The following is a 16366-nucleotide window of genomic DNA, read 5'->3' as shown; positions in this document are numbered from 1 at the left end:
CCATGCCGCATCCGGGCTGGAGCCGCTTTAGCTTCGAAGGGATCGGTACGCACTGGGAAATTTCGACGTCGTCGACGCTTGCGCCGGATGTGCAGCGCCAACTGCTTGCAACAGTGGCGGATTACGACCAAACGTATTCGCGGTTCAGGCCGGATTCCCTGGTTTCCGCTCTGGAGCGCGGTCCCGGCAGCATTTCCTTGCCCGGGCACTCTGTGGCCCTCCATGACGTCTACGAGGCGCTGTACCGGATCAGTGGCGGCTCCATGACGCCCCTGATCGGCAGTAGCTTGAACCGTCTTGGTTATGATGCGGGCTACACCCTGGTTCCTTCAGACGCCCCAGAGGGTGCTGCCAAGTGGGAAGACGTCCTGGAATGGTCGGGAACCACGGTATCGGGCAAGGTTCCGCTGGTATTGGACGTTGGCGCCGCCGGAAAAGGACAGCTCGTGGACCTGCTCGGTGAGGTCCTCCATTCAGCTGGCTACCTGGACTTCCTGGTGGATGGCAGCGGGGACATGCTGCATGCCGGAAGCATGCCCATCACTGTGGCCTTGGAGCATCCTTATAACCCGAAGCAGGCAATCGGCACTGTGGAATTGGACAATTCCGCCCTCTGCGCCTCCGCCTCCAACCGCCGGGCCTGGGGCGACGGGCTGCACCATGTACTGGACGGAATCACGGGGCAACCCATCCAAACCACAGTGGCCACCTGGACCATGGCCGCGAGCGCGATGGTGGCAGATGCCTTGGCCACGGCACTCTTCATGGTGGAACCGGCCGCCCTTGAGGCTGAATTCGATTTTTCCTGGCTACGGGTGTTTTCGAATGGGACTGCCACATTTTCGGCTGGTTTTGAGGGGAGACTGTTCACATGAATGCCATGAAGTCGCGATTGGACACCTGGTTGGGCCGCTTCACCATGTACCGCTTGATTTTGTGGGTTCTCGGGGTGCTGGTGGCCTACAGCCTGCTCCTGAACGTCTTGGGGTGGCTGACGTTCGGCCTGTCACAGATGCTGGTCCACTTATGCGTGTGCCTGGGGCTTACCTATGGATCGAACCGCCTGCTGGCCTTGCTTTTTCGGACCACGCCACATTCGGAGTCTTCACTCATTACCGGCTTGCTTCTGTATTTCCTGTTCTGGCCCACATTCGTCCCCACTGACATGGTGGGTGTTGCACTGGCGTGTGTCCTGGCCAGTGCGTCGAAGTATGCTTTGGCTTTCCGTGGGCGCCACATTTTCAACCCGGCGGCTGCGGGGGCTTTCATCACGGGCTTGACCGGACTGAACATAGCCACGTGGTGGGCCGCAACGCCTGCCATGTTGTGGCTTCTCGTTCCTGGCGTCCTGGCGGTCTTGTACCGAACACGGAAAATGCTGATGGCAACAGTTTTCCTGCTGGTGGCCACCAGCATCGTCTGTGTCGAATTGTTGGGCCGCGGCATGACCTTCGGCCAGGCCCTGTGGCAGCCGTTGGCCCAGCGTCCCCTGCTCTTCTTTGTCGGCTTCATGCTTACCGAGCCGCTCACGCTCCCTCCACGCCGTTGGCAGCAATTGGCGCTTGCCGGCGTCGTCGGCGTTGTCTTTGCGGTTCCTTACAACCTGGGCTTCGTGGCCAATTCCCCTGAACTCGCGCTCCTGGTGGGGAACCTCATCGCTTTCTTCCTGGGCCAGCGGGGCCGCGTGGAACTGACATTCAAGGGATCCCGGGCCCTGACCCCGGGGACCAAAGAGTTCCGCTTCGAGCCACGGCGCCCCGTCCGCTATGCGGCCGGGCAATTCATGGAGCTGAACCTTCCGCATTCGGGGTCCGACGGGAAGGGCCGCCGCCGCGTCTTCAGCATCACCAGCGCCCCGGGTGCTCCAGAAGTGACCTTCGGCGTCGGAACTGCCGAGCCCCTGTCCACTGCCAAGAAGACGTTGTTGGCGCTAAAGCCCGGTGACATGATTTCCGCCACAGCCGTTGGCGGAGACTTCGTGCTCCCGCGCGACGCCGCCACACCGGTCCTGCTGATTGCCGCAGGTATCGGCATCACGCCTTTCCTTTCCCACCTTGCATCCGACGCCGCATCCCGCGACACCGTGGTCCTTTACCTTGCCCAAGGGCGCGATGAACTCGCCGCTTGTGAGCAATTGGAGGCATCCCGGGCAAAGGTGATCGCCCGGCTCGCGGATGGCTCAAATCCCCCCGATTTCATGCACGACGCCGGCACCTCCAGGATCGATGCACAGCGCCTGAAGGAGCTGGTACCGGACATCGGGGCCCGCGAGGTTTATGTCTCCGGTTCCCCGGCGAGCGTGGATTCCCTTCGTGCCGCGGCGCGCGGTGCAGGTGCGCGGCGGGTACATGTTGACTCGTTTGCGGGGTACTGAGCCGCGGGTACCGCTGGGCCGTACGGTGCAGGGCGCTAAAGATCATGGCCGCGTTTTCTTTTGGGGCTCGGTGGCTGCTAAGCTCTAGGACGTCCCACCGGCAACGGAGGGAACCCCGGATGCCCTCGTAGCTCAGGGGATAGAGCGTCTGCCTCCGGAGCAGAAGGCCGTAGGTTCGAATCCTATCGAGGGCACACACGGTACCCCGCCAGTCCAACTGGCGGGGTATTTTTTGCGTTCCGGCTCCCACTCCCGTCACTGCAACCCGGGTCGCCGCTATCAGTTCAGGGCTTGCCGGGCGAACACCCCAAAATTGTCAGCCCCCGCTCCTAGGCTGATCACAGTTGCCAGTCGCCAAGAGCCAAAGGGGTTGCCGTGATTTGTTCAATCGTTCCGCCTTATATGCTTCGAAGGATTGCCGCCCAGAGTGAACCGCGGCTTTGGGCTGTTGCCCGTGCAGCCAAGGAATCACTCCTGCACATCAAGGACCTCCAGGCGGTTCGTGCCGCCCCTGCGCCCTCTGCTCCCCCCAGTGCAGTGGCGGCAAAGCCCGGCCCACCAAAGCGCACTATCTACGATGCCGACACCTCGGAAAACCTGCCCGGCCGGGTGGTCCGCAAGGAAGGCACTGCTCCTATTGGGGACGCCGCTGCCGATGAGGCCTATGACGGTTTGGGCAGCACGCACCGACTATATGCCGAGATCTTCGGCCGGGACTCCATCGATGGCGCCGGCCTGGCCCTGGACGCTACCGTTCACTACGGCAATCTGTACGACAATGCCTTTTGGGATGGCAACCAGATGGTCTTCGGGGATGGCGACGGGGAGATTTTCCAGCGCTTCACCAAGTCCGTCAGCGTCATCGGCCACGAACTGGCTCATGGGGTCACGCAATTTACGGCAGGGCTCAATTACCGCAACCAGGCAGGTGCCCTGAACGAGTCCATGTCAGACGTCTTCGGTGTCCTTGTGGAGCAGTACCTGAAGAACGAAACTACCGAGCAAGCAAGCTGGCTGATCGGCGAGGGCCTTTTTACCGACAAGGTCCAAGGTGCGGCCTTGCGCTCGATGAAGGCCCCGGGCACCGCCTACGACGACGACATCCTGGGCAAGGACCCGCAGCCGGACTCCATGGACACGTATGTTCGGACCAGTGCAGACAACGGCGGAGTGCACATCAATTCGGGCATCCCCAACAGGGCGTTCTACCTTGTTGCCTCCGAGCTGGGTGGCAACGCATGGGGTGTGCCAGGGCAGATCTGGTATGGGACACTCACCAGCGGGGCGCTGACGCCAGCTTGCACTTTTGGCAAGTTCGCCAAGACCACTGCGGCCACCGCGGAAGAACTTTTTGGCGTTGGCTCAGTAGAGCATGACGCCGTCCTGAAGGCGTGGGAGACTGTGAAGGTCAAGGTTTAGACCAGCCGGCGGGACCGTCCGGCCCCGGGTAGTCCCGCCGTCGTTGGCTTGCCACCAGTACGTCAAACGAGAAGTAGCCGGTCATGAAAATCACCGTCCAGCGCAGTGGGGGCATAGCCGCGATGACACGCGTCTGGAGCGTGGAGGCAGTGTCTGATGATGACAAAGAGCGCTGGATGCCGATCGTTGAGGCATGTCCCTGGGACGAGGCGAAGAGCCAAGCCAGGACGGTGAACGAACCGGATCGGTTCATGTACTCCATCAGGGCAGGCCAACGGCGGGCGACGCTACCCGAGCGCGCGGTCACCGGGCCTTGGCAGGAACTGGTGGAGTGTGCCAAGGCTGAAGGTTCCGAGTCCCATGGCCGCCTGGGGGTCCGCCGCTAGATCGCCTCGGCCAGCTGCCCGCGGAAGGCCCGTCGGTAGCTCTGGGGACTCGTATCCAACACCTTCGTGAAGTGGTGGCGAAGCAGGACGGAATGCCCGAATCCTGCTTCCCGCGCAATCTCATCGATATTCAACTCTGTGGACTCCAGGAGTTCCTGGGCCCGCAGCACCCGCTGGGAGTTCAACCAAGCCGCCGGCGTAGTCCCCGTTTCCGCCCTGAAGCGGCGTGCGAAAGTTCTGGGCGACATATGCAGGCGCGCAGCCAGCTCGTTGACGCTGTGTTCTTCGTCGAGGTGTTCAACCATCCATCGCAGGAGTTCCTCCATGGGCGCTGAACCACAGCGAGGCATTGGCCGGTCAATAAACTGGGCTTGGCCGCCGTCGCGATGGGGCGGAACTACCATGTCGCGCGCGATCGCAGCAGCTACGTTGGCTCCCAGCTCCACACGCACAAGATGGAGGCAGGCATCGATTCCGGCGGCTGTTCCTGCGCTGGTAATGATGGTCCCGTCCTGGACATAGAGGACGTTCTCATCCACCACCGCTGCAGGATAGCGGCTAGCCAGATCCTGTGAGTAATGCCAATGGGTGGTGCATCGGCGCCCATCAAGCAGCCCGGCCCGGGCCAACGCGTAGGCGCCTGAGCAAATGGACATCACCCATGCGCCCCGGGCGTGGGCCGCCCGGAGCGCATCCAGGACAGATTCCGGCATCTCCTGGTCCCTCCCGAAGGGCGCCATGATCACCAGGTCCGCATCAGCCGCGGCTTCCAGGCCGTTGTTGACATGCAGCGAGAGCCCGGACTTCATGCGGATGTCTCCCGGCTCGGGCGCGCACACCCTGAAGTCGAAAGCAGGTACGCCTGCGCCGCGGTCGGATCTATCGATGCCGAAGACCTCAAACGCGGTGCCGAACTCGAAGATCGAGAAGTCGGGGACAACTATCACGGCCACTGATTTCAACATATCTCCAGTGTGGCAGAAAATTGTCTAAATGGGGCATTTCTGCCACTGTTTCTTGGCTGCCGGCAAGAGAAGACTGAAGGCATGGAAATTTTCGGAATCATCCTCTTCATCGTCCTTATCACCGCCGTCGCAGCCACCGTTACCGCCCTCCTGAAGGACGGACGCGGCCACAACCCACCCATCAACTCCAAGGAACCCTGGAGCGCCTTCGACGCTCCCAGTACTCCCTACTGGAACCCTCGCATCTACTAGCCGCCCGCCAGCCCACTGAAAGCAGTCAGCCAGGGCCTGTCCATCCGACGCCCGTCCTTCACGGAATTCACCAGGATTTCCTGAACGACGGGCGTCCCTATGCGCCCTGCTTGCAGTATTTCGCCTGGCGGGCAGCGTCGAGGCCGCCGAATTTGTGAGCTGCCGGACAGGTGAGCTGCCGGGCATGTGACAGGGACAGCGGACGTTGACGGGAAGCCACAGTAGACTGGCAGCAGCCATGACACTACATATTTCCTACCCCGCTGAGCTGCCGGTATCCGAGCGCCGCGAGGATCTGATGGCGGCGATCGCCGCAAACCAGGTGACCATCATTGCCGGCGAAACCGGCTCGGGCAAAACTACCCAGATCCCCAAGATGTGCTTGGAACTGGGTCTGGGCGACACAGGCCTGATCGGCCACACGCAGCCGCGCCGACTGGCGGCCAGGACTGTTGCGGAGCGCATCGCGTCCGAGCTGGACGTCGAGATCGGCCAGGAAGTCGGCTTCCAGGTCCGGTTCACTGGCGAGGTCAGCGCATCGACCAAGATCAAACTCATGACCGATGGCATCCTCCTGGCAGAGATCCAACGGGATAAACTCCTGCGCAAGTACAGCACCATCATCATTGACGAGGCCCACGAGCGCAGCCTCAACATCGACTTCATCCTGGGCTATCTGAAACGGGTACTCCCCCAGCGCCCGGACCTGAAAATTATCATCACCTCGGCCACGATCGATCCTGAACGCTTCGCCAAGCACTTTGGCACGGAGGAATCCCCCGCCCCCATCATCGAGGTTTCCGGCCGCACCTACCCGGTAGAGATCCGATACCGGCCCTTGTCACAGCCTGCCGGCGCCGACGAAGACGGGTCCGATGACGAACTGGAAGAGGACCGGGACCCGCTGGATGCGGTCTGTGACGCCGTGGACGAACTGGCAAAGGAAGCACCGGGCGATATCCTCGTGTTCTTCTCCGGCGAACGGGAAATCCGTGACGCTGCCGAGGCCATCAATGGGCGCATCCAGACCAACGGACGCCTCGCCGGCACGGAAGTCCTGCCCCTCTTTGCCAGGTTGAGCCTGCAGGAGCAGCACCGCGTATTCAATCCCGGTGGAAAGCGGCGTATCATCCTCGCCACCAACGTGGCGGAAACCTCGCTGACTGTCCCCGGCATCAAATACGTGATCGACACCGGCACGGCCCGTATCTCGCGGTATTCGCACCGGACCAAGGTCCAGCGCCTGCCCATCGAACGTGTATCCCAGGCCTCAGCCAACCAGCGATCCGGACGGTGTGGCCGCGTTTCCGAGGGCATCGCCATCCGTCTCTACTCAGAGGAAGACTTTGAGTCCCGTCCGCAGTTCACGGACCCGGAAATCCTGCGGACCAACCTGGCCGCCGTCATTCTGCAGATGACGGCCATGGGCGTTGCCCGCGGTCCCAAGGATGTTGAGAACTTCCCGTTCGTCGAACCGCCTGATTCACGCGCCATTAACGACGGCGTCACCCTCCTTCGCGAGCTCGGCGCCCTCAGCCCGGCAACTTCGAGCACGCCTGCGTCCAAGGATCCCCGCGGTAACCGTCGAAGCGGCAGTGGCCTGACCGCCGTCGGGCAGAAACTGGCCCAGTTGCCGGTTGACCCACGGCTGGGCCGCATGATTGTCGAAGCCGGCAAACGCGGTTGTGTCCGCGAAGTGATGATCCTGGCAGCAGCCCTTACCATCCAGGATCCGCGCGAACGGCCCACCGACAAGCAGCAACTCGCTGCCGAGAAGCATACGCGGTTCCGCGATGAGAACTCGGACTTCACTGGGTTCCTTAACCTCTGGAACTACATCCAGGAAAAGCAACGCGAGCTGTCCTCGACGCAGTTCCGCCGTCTTTGCCGCAACGAATTCATCAACTATCTTCGCGTCCGGGAGTGGCAGGACCTTTTCACCCAACTCCGCCAACTCGCCAAGCCCTTGGGTATCACGCTGGACGATAAGCGTGAAGCTGATCCCGTAGGCAACCACGAGGGAATCCACATCAGCCTGCTGTCAGGGTTGCTGAGCCACATCGGCCTGCTTGATGAGCGCAAGCGCGAATACGCCGGCGCCCGCGGCAGCCGCTTCGCGATCTTCCCCGGTTCTGCCTTGTTCAAAAAATCGCCTGCATTCGTCATGGCCGCCGAGTTGGTGGAAACCAGCCGCTTGTGGGCCCGGGTCGCTGCCAGGTTCGATCCCTTGTGGGTGGAGCAGGTAGCCCCGGACCTCGTGAAACGCTCTTACAGCGAGCCCCATTGGTCCTCCCGGCAAGGGGCCGTCATGGCCCACGAGAAAGTCACGCTGTACGGCGTGCCCATCATCCCGAACCGTCGGGTCAACTACGGCCGCATCGATCCGGAATTGTCCCGTGAACTCTTCATCCGCCACGCGCTGGTGGAAGGCGAGTGGAAGACCCATCACAAGTTCTTCCACCGCAACCGCGCGCTCCTGCAGGAGATCGAGGAGCTTGAAACCAGGATGCGCCGGCGGGACATCCTGGTGGATGACCAGACCCTGTTCGAGTTCTATGACGCCCGGGTGGGCAAGGACGTCGTGTCTGAACGGCATTTCGACAAGTGGTGGAAGGAGGCCCGCCAAGCCGATCCAACCCTGCTGGACTTCGATCAGTCGCTTTTGATGAGCGAGGACGCCGAGGCCCTCGATGACTCCGCCTACCCCAAAACGTGGCTGCACAAGGGCTTCGAACTTCCACTGAGCTACGAGTTCCATCCCGTGGCTCCTGGGTCTGCTCCGAATCCTTCGGACGGTGTCACCGCCGAAGTTCCCGTGTTGTTCCTGAACCAACTCGACGACGCACCGTTCCGGTGGCAGATTCCGGGACAACGCGTAGAACTGGTCACAGCGCTTATCAAATCCCTCCCCAAGCAGGTTCGGAAGAACTTTGTGCCTGCCCCTGACGTCGCCCGGCAGGCTACGGAGGCCTTGGAAAGAGACTTCGATCCCGCCACTGACGAGCTCGAGCCCTCCTTGGAACTGGTTCTTCGGCGGCTCCGCGGACACGTCATCCCACCGGGATCATGGAACTGGGAAGCCGTGCCTCCCCACCTTCGCGTGAGCTTTAAGGTGGTGGACAGCAAGGGCAAGGTCCTCGACGAAGGCAAGGACCTCGCCCAACTGCAGGAAAAAATGGCCCCGGCCACACGTCGGGCAATCGCCGAATCGCTCGGTGCTACACCTGCGACGACGGCCCCAGGCAAGGCTGGCACAAGAGCCGGAGCGCCAGGCGCCTCAAACGGCAAGACCGCTGGTTCCGCGGCCGGGACGGTCAGCAGTCCTGATGTCCGTGCCGGTGCCCACCCTGACGTCCATCCTGCTCAAGGAGTGGTGGCCGAACGCACTGGTATCACCGAATGGGACTTCGGGACCGTGCAACGCCAGGTCACCCGAACGGTCAAGGGCCACGCCGTCACCGGCTACCCGGCGATCGTGTATGAGGGTACGTCTGTAGCCCTGCGCGTGTTCCAAAGCCAGCAGGAGCAGGAGGCGGCCATGCGTGGTGGCGTGATCCGGCTCCTGGCACTTCGGATTCCCTCACCGGACCGGTACGTGCTGGAGCATCTCAGCAACACCGAAAAGCTGACGTTCAGCCAGAACCCGCACGGCTCGGTAAGTGCCCTGATCGCTGACTGCGCCCTTGCCGCCATCGACAAACTGACGCCCGAGGCACTGCCTTGGGATAAGGAAGCCTTCGATGCGTTGTATGAAGTAGTCCGCGCTGAGCTGATCGATACTGTATTTACGGTGACGGCCGTCGTCGAACGCATCCTGGCGAGCACGCGCCGGATCCAGAAGCAGCTGAAGTCCAGTGCCAGCCTGCCGCTCATCAGCGCCCTCAATGACATGAAAAGCCAGCTGGAGCAGTTGGTCTTTCCGGGCTTTGTGGCACAGACGGGCTACGCGCAGCTGAGCCAGCTTCCGCGGTACTTGCAGGCTATCGAGAAGCGGCTGGAGAAGCTCCCGGGCAACGTTCAGCGCGACGGATTGAATATGGCCATCATTCAGGCCCTGGAGGACGACTACGACGACGCCGTATCAGCGTTGCTCCCAGGACGCCGGGCAGGTACGGAATTAACCCGGGTGCGCTGGATGATCGAAGAACTGCGTGTAAGTCTCTTCGCCGTCGAGTTGGGCACGGCCTACTCTGTCTCCGAGAAGCGCATCCGAACGGTGCTGAACCAGGCCTTGGCACCGGCCTGAGGGTTAGTCCTCAGGTACGAAGTCCCCGTGGCCGGCAGCCCGCAAGGCCCCGCGCAGCTTCACAGCCGTGGCATCCATGACGGCAGGATCCGGATTATGGTCCACGTTGTGTACCTCAAAGTCCGCCATCGAATAGGCGGGCCAGATGTGCACGTGCAAGTGGTCCACCTCGAAGCCTTCCATCAGGACACCCACGCGCCTGGCGCTGAAAATCTCCTCCTGGACCTTGCCGATCCTCTGGGCAACGTCCATGACCTTGGCCAAAAGCTCCGGGCTGGCGTGCGTCCAGGAATCCACTTCCTCACGAGGCACCACCAGTGTGTGTCCCGGCGTGATCGGAGCGATTGTCAGGAAGGCCACAACGTCCTCGTCCTTCCACACGAAACGGCCCGGGATTTCCCCGTTGATGATTTTGGTGAACAGCGTGCTCATGCATCTGCCCTTTCTGACGGTTCCTGAAGTGTTGCGGTGTCCAGTACAAATCGGTACTTTACGTCGCCGGCCACCATACGGTCATAGGCTTCGTTGAGTTGTTCGGCCCCTACGATCTCAATGTCGCTGGCAACTCCATGCGCGGCGCAGAAATCAAGCAGCTCCTGGGTTTCCTCGATCCCGCCAATCAGCGAACCTGCATAGGCCAGGCGACGGCGTATGAGCAGCCCCGGGCTGACGGACGGCATGTCATCGGCCGGGAGCCCAAGCTGGAAAAGCGCCCCATCAAGCCGCAGCGTGCGGAAGTAGGGGTTGAGATCGTGCGGCGCGGCAACGGTGTCAATGATGACATCGATACTGCGGTTCGCACCCGCCATGGCCTCAGCGTCCTTGGACAACACCACGTGGTCCGCTCCGAGTTCCCGTGCGGCGTCGAACTTCGCTTCAGAGGTAGTGAACACGGTAACCTCCGCGCCCATGGCCTTGGCGATCTTGACGGCCATGTGGCCCAACCCGCCCAGCCCCACTACTCCCACCGAATCTCCCTCTTCGACGTCGAAATATCTCAACGGCGAATATGTGGTGATTCCGGCGCACAGCAGAGGAGCGGCTGCTGCGGCGTCCAGGGCCTCAGGAATACGCAGCACGAAGCGCCGGTCAACCACCACCGACGTCGAATATCCGCCTTGGGTTATTGCGTCGCCATTGCGCGGGTCCGCCACTCCATAGGTGCCAACATTGCCCCGCTCGCAATACTGTTCCAGCCCATCCAGGCAGCTCTCGCACTCCCGGCAGGAATCCACAAGGCAGCCAACACCGACACGGTCACCCGGAGCAAAATTCTGCACAGCAGAACCCACCCGCGTTACACGGCCGACGATCTCATGGCCCGGAACCAGCGGATAGGGTGGCAAACGCCATTCGCCACGTGTCGCATGAACATCGGAGTGGCAAAGACCGCAAAACTCGATCGCAATCTCCACATCGTCTTCCTTCGGCGCACGGCGCGCGACAGTCAGCGGTACCAACCCGCTGTCCGGGGAAGTGGCGCCAAACGCGGCCGCGAGTGTGGAACCTGCCGGATCCGATGACTGCGCAGGAACAGGCTTCGCTGTGTCCATGGGAATTGGCTTCGCCAGGGGCGGGGGCACGGGACGTCCAGGGGTCATGATCCGACGCTACTCCCGGCAGCGTTGCTCTTGCCACTTTGGCCGTGGGTGTTAGGAGTATCCCCAGCGCTCCCCACATAGTCGTCCTCGAATGGTGCACTGCCAACGGCCACGGGATTCGCGGCATTGTTTGACCATTGCGAGAACGACCCAGGGAAGAGTGCCGCAGTGTGTCCGGCAATTTCCAGGGCGGCAACCTGGTGCGCAGCCGTGACGCCGGACCCGCAATAGACTGCAACGTTGCCCGGGCCATCCGCTCCCAATCCAGCGAAGCGCCTGCGCAGTTCCTCCGCTGACAGGAACGTTCCTTCCGCCGTGAGGTTTTCGGTGGTCGGTGCGCTGACAGCGCCCGGAATGTGGCCGGCACGGGGGTCGATCGGTTCGATTTCGCCCCTGTAACGTTCCCCGGCGCGCGCATCCAGCAGTACGCCCTGCTCATGCCAGTGCGCGGCTTCCTCCTGGGTGATCGTGGGCATTTTGCCCTCGGTCAGGGTGACATTCCCGACGGCGGGCGTCACCTCGCCTGCCTCCACAGGGTGACCTGCCGCACGCCAGGCGGCCAGTCCGCCGTCGAGCAGGTAAACGGCTTCCACGCCTGCATTCCTCAGCATCCACCAAGCGCGGGCCGCGGCCATAGTGCCGCTGTTGTCGTAAGCAACCACGGTGTCGCCGTCGTTGATCCCCCAGCGTCGCGCGGCAAGCTGGAAGCGCTCAATAGAGGGAAGGGGATGTCGGCCCAGGGCAGGCTGTGCGTGGTCCGCGAGTTCGCTGGGCAGGTCCACGAAAACCGCTCCTGGCAGGTGGCCTTCCAAGTATTGGCTGTGCCCATCCGTCCTGCCCAGGACCCAACGCACGTCCAGGAGCACGGTGCGCTCCCCCGCCGCGAGCCGCCGGTGTACTTCGGACGCGTCCATCAGAATGGTCATCTGCTCTCCTTCAGCTAAGCCTGCGTGGGCGCTCTGCTACCCATGCCAGTCTTCCAGCCTAGTCTTGTGTTCCACACCCCGCCGGTACGCTTGTCCGGTGAGCAATTCATGCATTCAGGACAGGGTTTGGGCCAGCGAGGCCATCCGCAAGATCGAAGCTGAGAACAACCGTTCGGCAGATACGCACCTCTACGCAGTCCCACTGCCCGAACATTGGGGAGTCCACCTCTATCTGAAGGATGAGTCGACGCACCGATCAGGCAGCCTCAAACATCGCCTGGCCCGTTCACTGTTCCTCTACGGCCTGGTCAACGGCTGGATCACGGAGGGCACCACTATCGTGGAAGCCTCCAGTGGCAGCACCGCGGTCTCCGAAGCTTACTTCGCCCGGCTCATTGGCCTGCCGTTTATCGCTGTCATGACCAAGACCACCAGCCCGGAAAAGATCGCCCTCATCGAGGAATTCGGGGGCGCCTGCCTCTTGGTGGACCACGCTTCAGAGGTATACGCCGTGGCGGAGGAGACGGCGAAAACGTCCGGCGGCTACTACATGGACCAATTCACCTTCGCCGAGCGCGCCACGGACTGGAGGGGCAACAACAACATCGCTGAATCAATCTTCCAGCAGCTCTCCCTCGAAGAGCATCCGGTTCCCGAGTGGATCGTGGTGGGCGCGGGAACCGGCGGCACGAGCGCGACCATCGGTCGCTACCTGCGATACAACAGGCACCGCACTTGCCTGGCAGTGGTGGACCCGGAGAACTCTGCGTTCTACCCGGCATGGCGCGATGGCGATGCTGCCGCCGCCACGGGTTTGCCGTCCCGCATCGAAGGCATCGGCCGTCCCCGCGCGGAGCCGAGCTTCGTCCCGGCTGTCATCGACCACATGATCCAGGTCCCGGACGCAGCCTCTGTGGCGGCCATGCGACACCTGCGCAAGCTCACCGGATTGCATGCAGGGCCCTCTACGGGCACCAACCTTTGGGGCGTCTGGCAACTCGTGGCCCAGATGGTCTCGGAAGGGCGAAAGGGAAGCATCGTCTCGCTCATGTGCGACGGCGGCGACCGCTATGTCGGCAGCTATAACGACGCCGCTTGGCTGGCCAGCAAAGGACTGGACCCTGCGCCGTACGAAGCGGTCTTGGAGCGATTCCACGAAACCGGTGCGTGGACCGGTTAAACCTCTACTGACTCACGCGGTGCGAGTCGCGTGTAGGTGGTTCCATAACGGGCACCGATCCGTGTGACGTGGCCTTCCACGATCCCCCGGCCCAGCTCGTTAAGCAGACCATCATGGACGGGGAACGCTTTGGGCGCGCGCACAGAGATAACAAAATCCACCACTTCCCCCACTTTGGACCATGGCGCATGGATGGGCACCAGGAGCGTCTGGACGTTGATTCCGTCCGGAACCACGAATGAATCACCGGGGTGGAAGACGTTCCCATCCACCAGGTAGCCGATGTTGGACACCACGGGAATCTGGGCATGGATAACGGCATGCTGGCCGCCGAAGGTTCGCACCGGGAACCCCGCTGCCTCGAAATCGGACCCCGGTTCGACCGTATGGATGCGATTGGCCACGGTGTCCGATCCAGCGTCGGATCCAGCTGCGTCCACCCCTGCATCCTCGGTGAGGGACTTTGCAACACCTGCTGGCGCATAGACCTCAAGCGAAGCGTTGCTGCGCAGGGCCGCCAGCACGGCCGACCGATCAATATGATCGTTGTGCTCATGCGTTACAAGGACAGCGTGCGCACCTGCCAACGCCTCTTCGGACTCAGAGAATGTGCCGGGATCGATGACCAGGACCCGCCGGTCCTTCTCCAACCGGACACAGGCATGCGTGAACTTGGTGAGCTTCATGGTGACAGCCTAGGGGCGGCCGCCGAGAGTTTCCAAGCCTCCCCTACTGGTAAAATTGGGGTTTGCCAGCGTTTCCAGGGAAGTGAGTCTTTCAATGCCACAAGGCACCAATTCCGCCACGACCGGTCCGGCCTCGCCGGCGGTAACAGGCGTCAAGGAGCAGCGCGTCACCAAGCAACGCCTGGCTGTCAGCGCCGCGCTGGATGAATTGGACGACTTCGTCAGCACCCAGGAACTGTACCGCCTCCTGCAGAACAAGGGCATCTCCGTATCCCTTGCCACGGCCTACCGCATCCTGCAGTCACTTGCCGACGACGGCCTCATTGATGTCCTGCGCAACGGGGAGGGCGAAGCCGTCTACCGCCGCTGCACCGTCACTGGACACCACCACCACTTGCTTTGCCGGAACTGCGGCAAGGCTGTGGAAGTTGAGGCCCCCGCGGTTGAGACCTGGGCGGCCCGCACAGCCGCTGAGCATGGTTTCACCGAGGTGGCGCACACCGTGGAGATCTTCGGACTGTGCCCTGAATGCACAGCCAGGAAGGCCGCTGGAAAGCTCTAAAGAGCGCCGGCAGGCTGCTCCCGTGATACGCGGCCGTTGAGGCCACGATTGGCCCGCACCCGCCCGATCACACGGCACACTACGTAAATAAGGAATGACAACGTGGTGACATAGGGGCTGATGGGTATCCGGCTGCCAAGGGCAAGCAGAATTCCACCCACGGTGGCAGCGGTCGCAAACACAACACTCAAAAGCACCACCAGGCGTGGCGAAGTGGTGACCCGGAGTGCGGCAGCGGCCGGTGTGATGAGCAGCGCCAAAACCAGCAGTGCGCCCACAATTTGGATGGACAAAGCCACACTGACCCCCAGCAGCACCATGAAGCCGATCGCCAGGCCGCGAACGGGAACACCACGCGCTTCAGCCATTTCAGGGTCCACGCTGGCAAAACTGAGCGGGCGCCAGATCGCCGCGAGGGCGAGCATCACCAGGACCGCCGTTCCAGCGAGTGCCTGAAGCTGGACAGTGTCCACGGAAACGATCTGGCCGGTGAGCAAGCCGAATTTATTCGCGGCACGGCCCTCGTACAAGGCAAGGAACAAGATGCCCAGGCCAAGCCCGAACGGCATGATCACGCCGATGATCGAGTTCTTGTCCCGGGCCCTCACACCCATGAGTCCCAGCAGCAGTGCCGCAGCCACTGAGCCGATCAGCGAGCCGAAAATGATATCGGCACCGATCAGCAGGGCAAAAGCGGCACCTGCAAAGGACAGTTCAGAGATGCCGTGGACGGCGAAGGCCAGGTCCCGCTTCATCACGAACGTGCCGACGAGTCCGCCGAGAAGTCCCAGGACAGCCCCGGCCCAAATGGAGTTTTGAACGAGTGCCAGCAATTCGCCGTAGTTCTCAAAGTTGAAGATGGTCTGCAGGATTCCATTGAGGTCCATTTAGAACTCCTGCCCAGCCGTGGCGTGCGCGTCGTCGTGGAAGTGCGTGGTCGCGTCCGGAAGCCCGACGACGACGATCCTTCCGTTGGTGTGGATGACTTCCACGTGGCTGTTGTACAGCTCGGACAAGACTTCGGTGGTCATCACTTCCTGGGGCGTCCCCACACGGAAATGGCCGCCGGCCAGGTAGAGCACGCGATCAACGTAGTCGATCACGGGATTGATTTCGTGGGTTACGAAAACAACCGCACTGTTCCGGGTATGGCATTGCTCGTTGATGAGTGAACTGACGCCCTGCTGATGATGCAGGTCCAAGGACAGCAACGGTTCATCACAAAGGAGTACCTGGGGTTCCGTGGCCAGGGCTTGGGCCACGCGAAGCCGTTGTTGCTCTCCACCAGACAACTGCCCCACAGGAACTTTCGCGTAGTCCGAGGCTCCCACCAGCTCCAGCAGTTCATCGATCCGCTGGTTTACCTTCCTTGAGGCCAGCCGCATACCCCAGCGGTGGCCGTCAATGCCTAGCCCTACCAGGTCACGTGCACGCAAAGGCGTATCCGGCGCGAAGGACTTTTGTTGGGGAATGTAACCGATCCGCTTGCTTCCCCGCTCCACCGGATGCCCGCCCAAGGCAACCGTTCCTGATTTCAATTCCTGAAGCCCCAGGAGGACCTTCAGGAAACTGGTCTTACCGCTGCCGTTGGGTCCGAGGACGGCAAAGAACTCCCCCGGATGTATGTCGAGATCAAGATCGCGCCAGAGTGTCCTCTTGCCGAACTGAAGGCTCGCTCCGCGGAGGCTCACTACGGGTGTCAAAAGTTGTCCTCGATTCATGCGTTGCTGGCGAACGCAACTAGTGGTGGCACCTTACAGTGGCGCCTG

Annotated in this window: 15 protein-coding genes and 1 tRNA gene; 9 read left to right on the top strand and 7 right to left on the bottom strand. The window is 62.0% G+C overall.

Annotated features, from left to right (window positions below; all coding sequences use genetic code 11):
* The first annotated feature begins 2 nt into the window (after window positions 1-2).
* The 5 genes from ABIE18_RS09535 to ABIE18_RS09515 all read left to right on the top strand — a co-directional run bounded on the left by ABIE18_RS09535 (window position 3) and on the right by ABIE18_RS09515 (window position 4179).
* Entirely contained in the window at window positions 3-875 is an 873-nt protein-coding gene (locus ABIE18_RS09535) for an FAD:protein FMN transferase (RefSeq protein ID WP_499722462.1), read from the top strand.
* Window positions 872-2374, top strand: coding sequence for an FAD-dependent oxidoreductase (locus tag ABIE18_RS09530; protein ID WP_499722461.1), 1503 nt, complete (start codon window positions 872-874; stop codon window positions 2372-2374). The genes ABIE18_RS09535 and ABIE18_RS09530 overlap by 4 nt, the downstream gene beginning before the upstream one ends.
* Before the next feature lie 121 nt (window positions 2375-2495).
* Window positions 2496-2568 (top strand) — tRNA-Arg (locus tag ABIE18_RS09525).
* A 208-nt stretch (window positions 2569-2776) separates the two neighbouring features.
* Entirely contained in the window at window positions 2777-3793 is a 1017-nt protein-coding gene (locus tag ABIE18_RS09520) for a M4 family metallopeptidase (protein WP_499722648.1), read from the top strand.
* Window positions 3794-3876: 83 nt separating this feature from the next.
* The gene (locus ABIE18_RS09515) at window positions 3877-4179 is read left to right on the top strand and encodes a protealysin inhibitor emfourin (protein ID WP_499722460.1); all 303 of its coding nucleotides are present in this window, start codon (window positions 3877-3879) and stop codon (window positions 4177-4179) included.
* Here ABIE18_RS09515 and ABIE18_RS09510 read toward each other — a convergent pair.
* Window positions 4176-5144: a GlxA family transcriptional regulator gene (locus ABIE18_RS09510; RefSeq protein ID WP_499722458.1), complete on the bottom strand. Its 969-nt coding sequence runs from the start codon at window positions 5142-5144 to the stop codon at window positions 4176-4178. The two genes, ABIE18_RS09515 and ABIE18_RS09510, sit on opposite strands and share 4 nt — an antisense overlap.
* Before the next feature lie 81 nt (window positions 5145-5225).
* On the opposite strand from ABIE18_RS09510, the gene ABIE18_RS09505 reads away from it, so the two are divergent.
* Window positions 5226-5396: a hypothetical protein gene (locus ABIE18_RS09505; protein WP_223946385.1), complete on the top strand. Its 171-nt coding sequence runs from the start codon at window positions 5226-5228 to the stop codon at window positions 5394-5396.
* Between the two features lie 238 nt (window positions 5397-5634).
* On the top strand, window positions 5635-9642 hold the full coding sequence (gene hrpA, locus ABIE18_RS09500) for an ATP-dependent RNA helicase HrpA (protein ID WP_499722457.1): 4008 nt from the start codon (window positions 5635-5637) through the stop codon (window positions 9640-9642).
* A 3-nt stretch (window positions 9643-9645) separates the two neighbouring features.
* Here the strand turns inward: hrpA and ABIE18_RS09495 are convergent, their stop codons facing one another.
* The 3 genes from ABIE18_RS09495 to ABIE18_RS09485 are packed head-to-tail and all read right to left on the bottom strand — an operon-like array spanning window position 9646 to window position 12169.
* Window positions 9646-10074 (bottom strand): HIT family protein, encoded by a 429-nt coding sequence (locus ABIE18_RS09495; protein ID WP_499722456.1) that lies wholly within the window; start codon window positions 10072-10074, stop codon window positions 9646-9648.
* Window positions 10071-11243, bottom strand: coding sequence for an NAD(P)-dependent alcohol dehydrogenase (locus ABIE18_RS09490; RefSeq protein WP_499722455.1), 1173 nt, complete (start codon window positions 11241-11243; stop codon window positions 10071-10073). The genes ABIE18_RS09495 and ABIE18_RS09490 overlap by 4 nt, the downstream gene beginning before the upstream one ends.
* Window positions 11240-12169, bottom strand: a complete 930-nt coding sequence (locus tag ABIE18_RS09485) for a sulfurtransferase (RefSeq protein ID WP_499722454.1) — start codon at window positions 12167-12169, stop codon at window positions 11240-11242. The genes ABIE18_RS09490 and ABIE18_RS09485 overlap by 4 nt, the downstream gene beginning before the upstream one ends.
* Window positions 12170-12266: 97 nt before the next feature.
* Here ABIE18_RS09485 and ABIE18_RS09480 point away from each other — a divergent pair, with 97 nt between their 5' ends.
* Entirely contained in the window at window positions 12267-13349 is a 1083-nt protein-coding gene (locus ABIE18_RS09480) for a PLP-dependent cysteine synthase family protein (RefSeq protein ID WP_499722453.1), read from the top strand.
* Here ABIE18_RS09480 and ABIE18_RS09475 read toward each other — a convergent pair.
* Window positions 13346-14035, bottom strand: a complete 690-nt coding sequence (locus tag ABIE18_RS09475; RefSeq protein ID WP_499722452.1) for an MBL fold metallo-hydrolase — start codon at window positions 14033-14035, stop codon at window positions 13346-13348. The two genes, ABIE18_RS09480 and ABIE18_RS09475, sit on opposite strands and share 4 nt — an antisense overlap.
* A gap of 94 nt (window positions 14036-14129) precedes the next feature.
* Here ABIE18_RS09475 and ABIE18_RS09470 point away from each other — a divergent pair, with 94 nt between their 5' ends.
* Window positions 14130-14597 carry a Fur family transcriptional regulator gene (locus ABIE18_RS09470; protein ID WP_223946392.1) on the top strand — a complete coding sequence of 156 codons (468 nt, stop codon included), beginning with the start codon at window positions 14130-14132 and terminating at the stop codon, window positions 14595-14597.
* Here ABIE18_RS09470 and ABIE18_RS09465 read toward each other — a convergent pair.
* Entirely contained in the window at window positions 14594-15484 is an 891-nt protein-coding gene (locus tag ABIE18_RS09465) for a metal ABC transporter permease (protein WP_499722451.1), read from the bottom strand. The two genes, ABIE18_RS09470 and ABIE18_RS09465, sit on opposite strands and share 4 nt — an antisense overlap.
* Window positions 15485-16318, bottom strand: a complete 834-nt coding sequence (locus ABIE18_RS09460; protein WP_499722450.1) for a metal ABC transporter ATP-binding protein — start codon at window positions 16316-16318, stop codon at window positions 15485-15487.
* Between the last annotated feature and the right edge of the window lie 48 nt (window positions 16319-16366).

This window comes from Arthrobacter sp. 2762 (genome assembly GCF_040548745.1).
Lineage (GTDB): Bacteria > Actinomycetota > Actinomycetes > Actinomycetales > Micrococcaceae > Arthrobacter.
The sequence above is the reverse complement of the archived record's forward strand: the minus strand, read 5'-3'. Positions and strand labels throughout refer to the sequence as shown.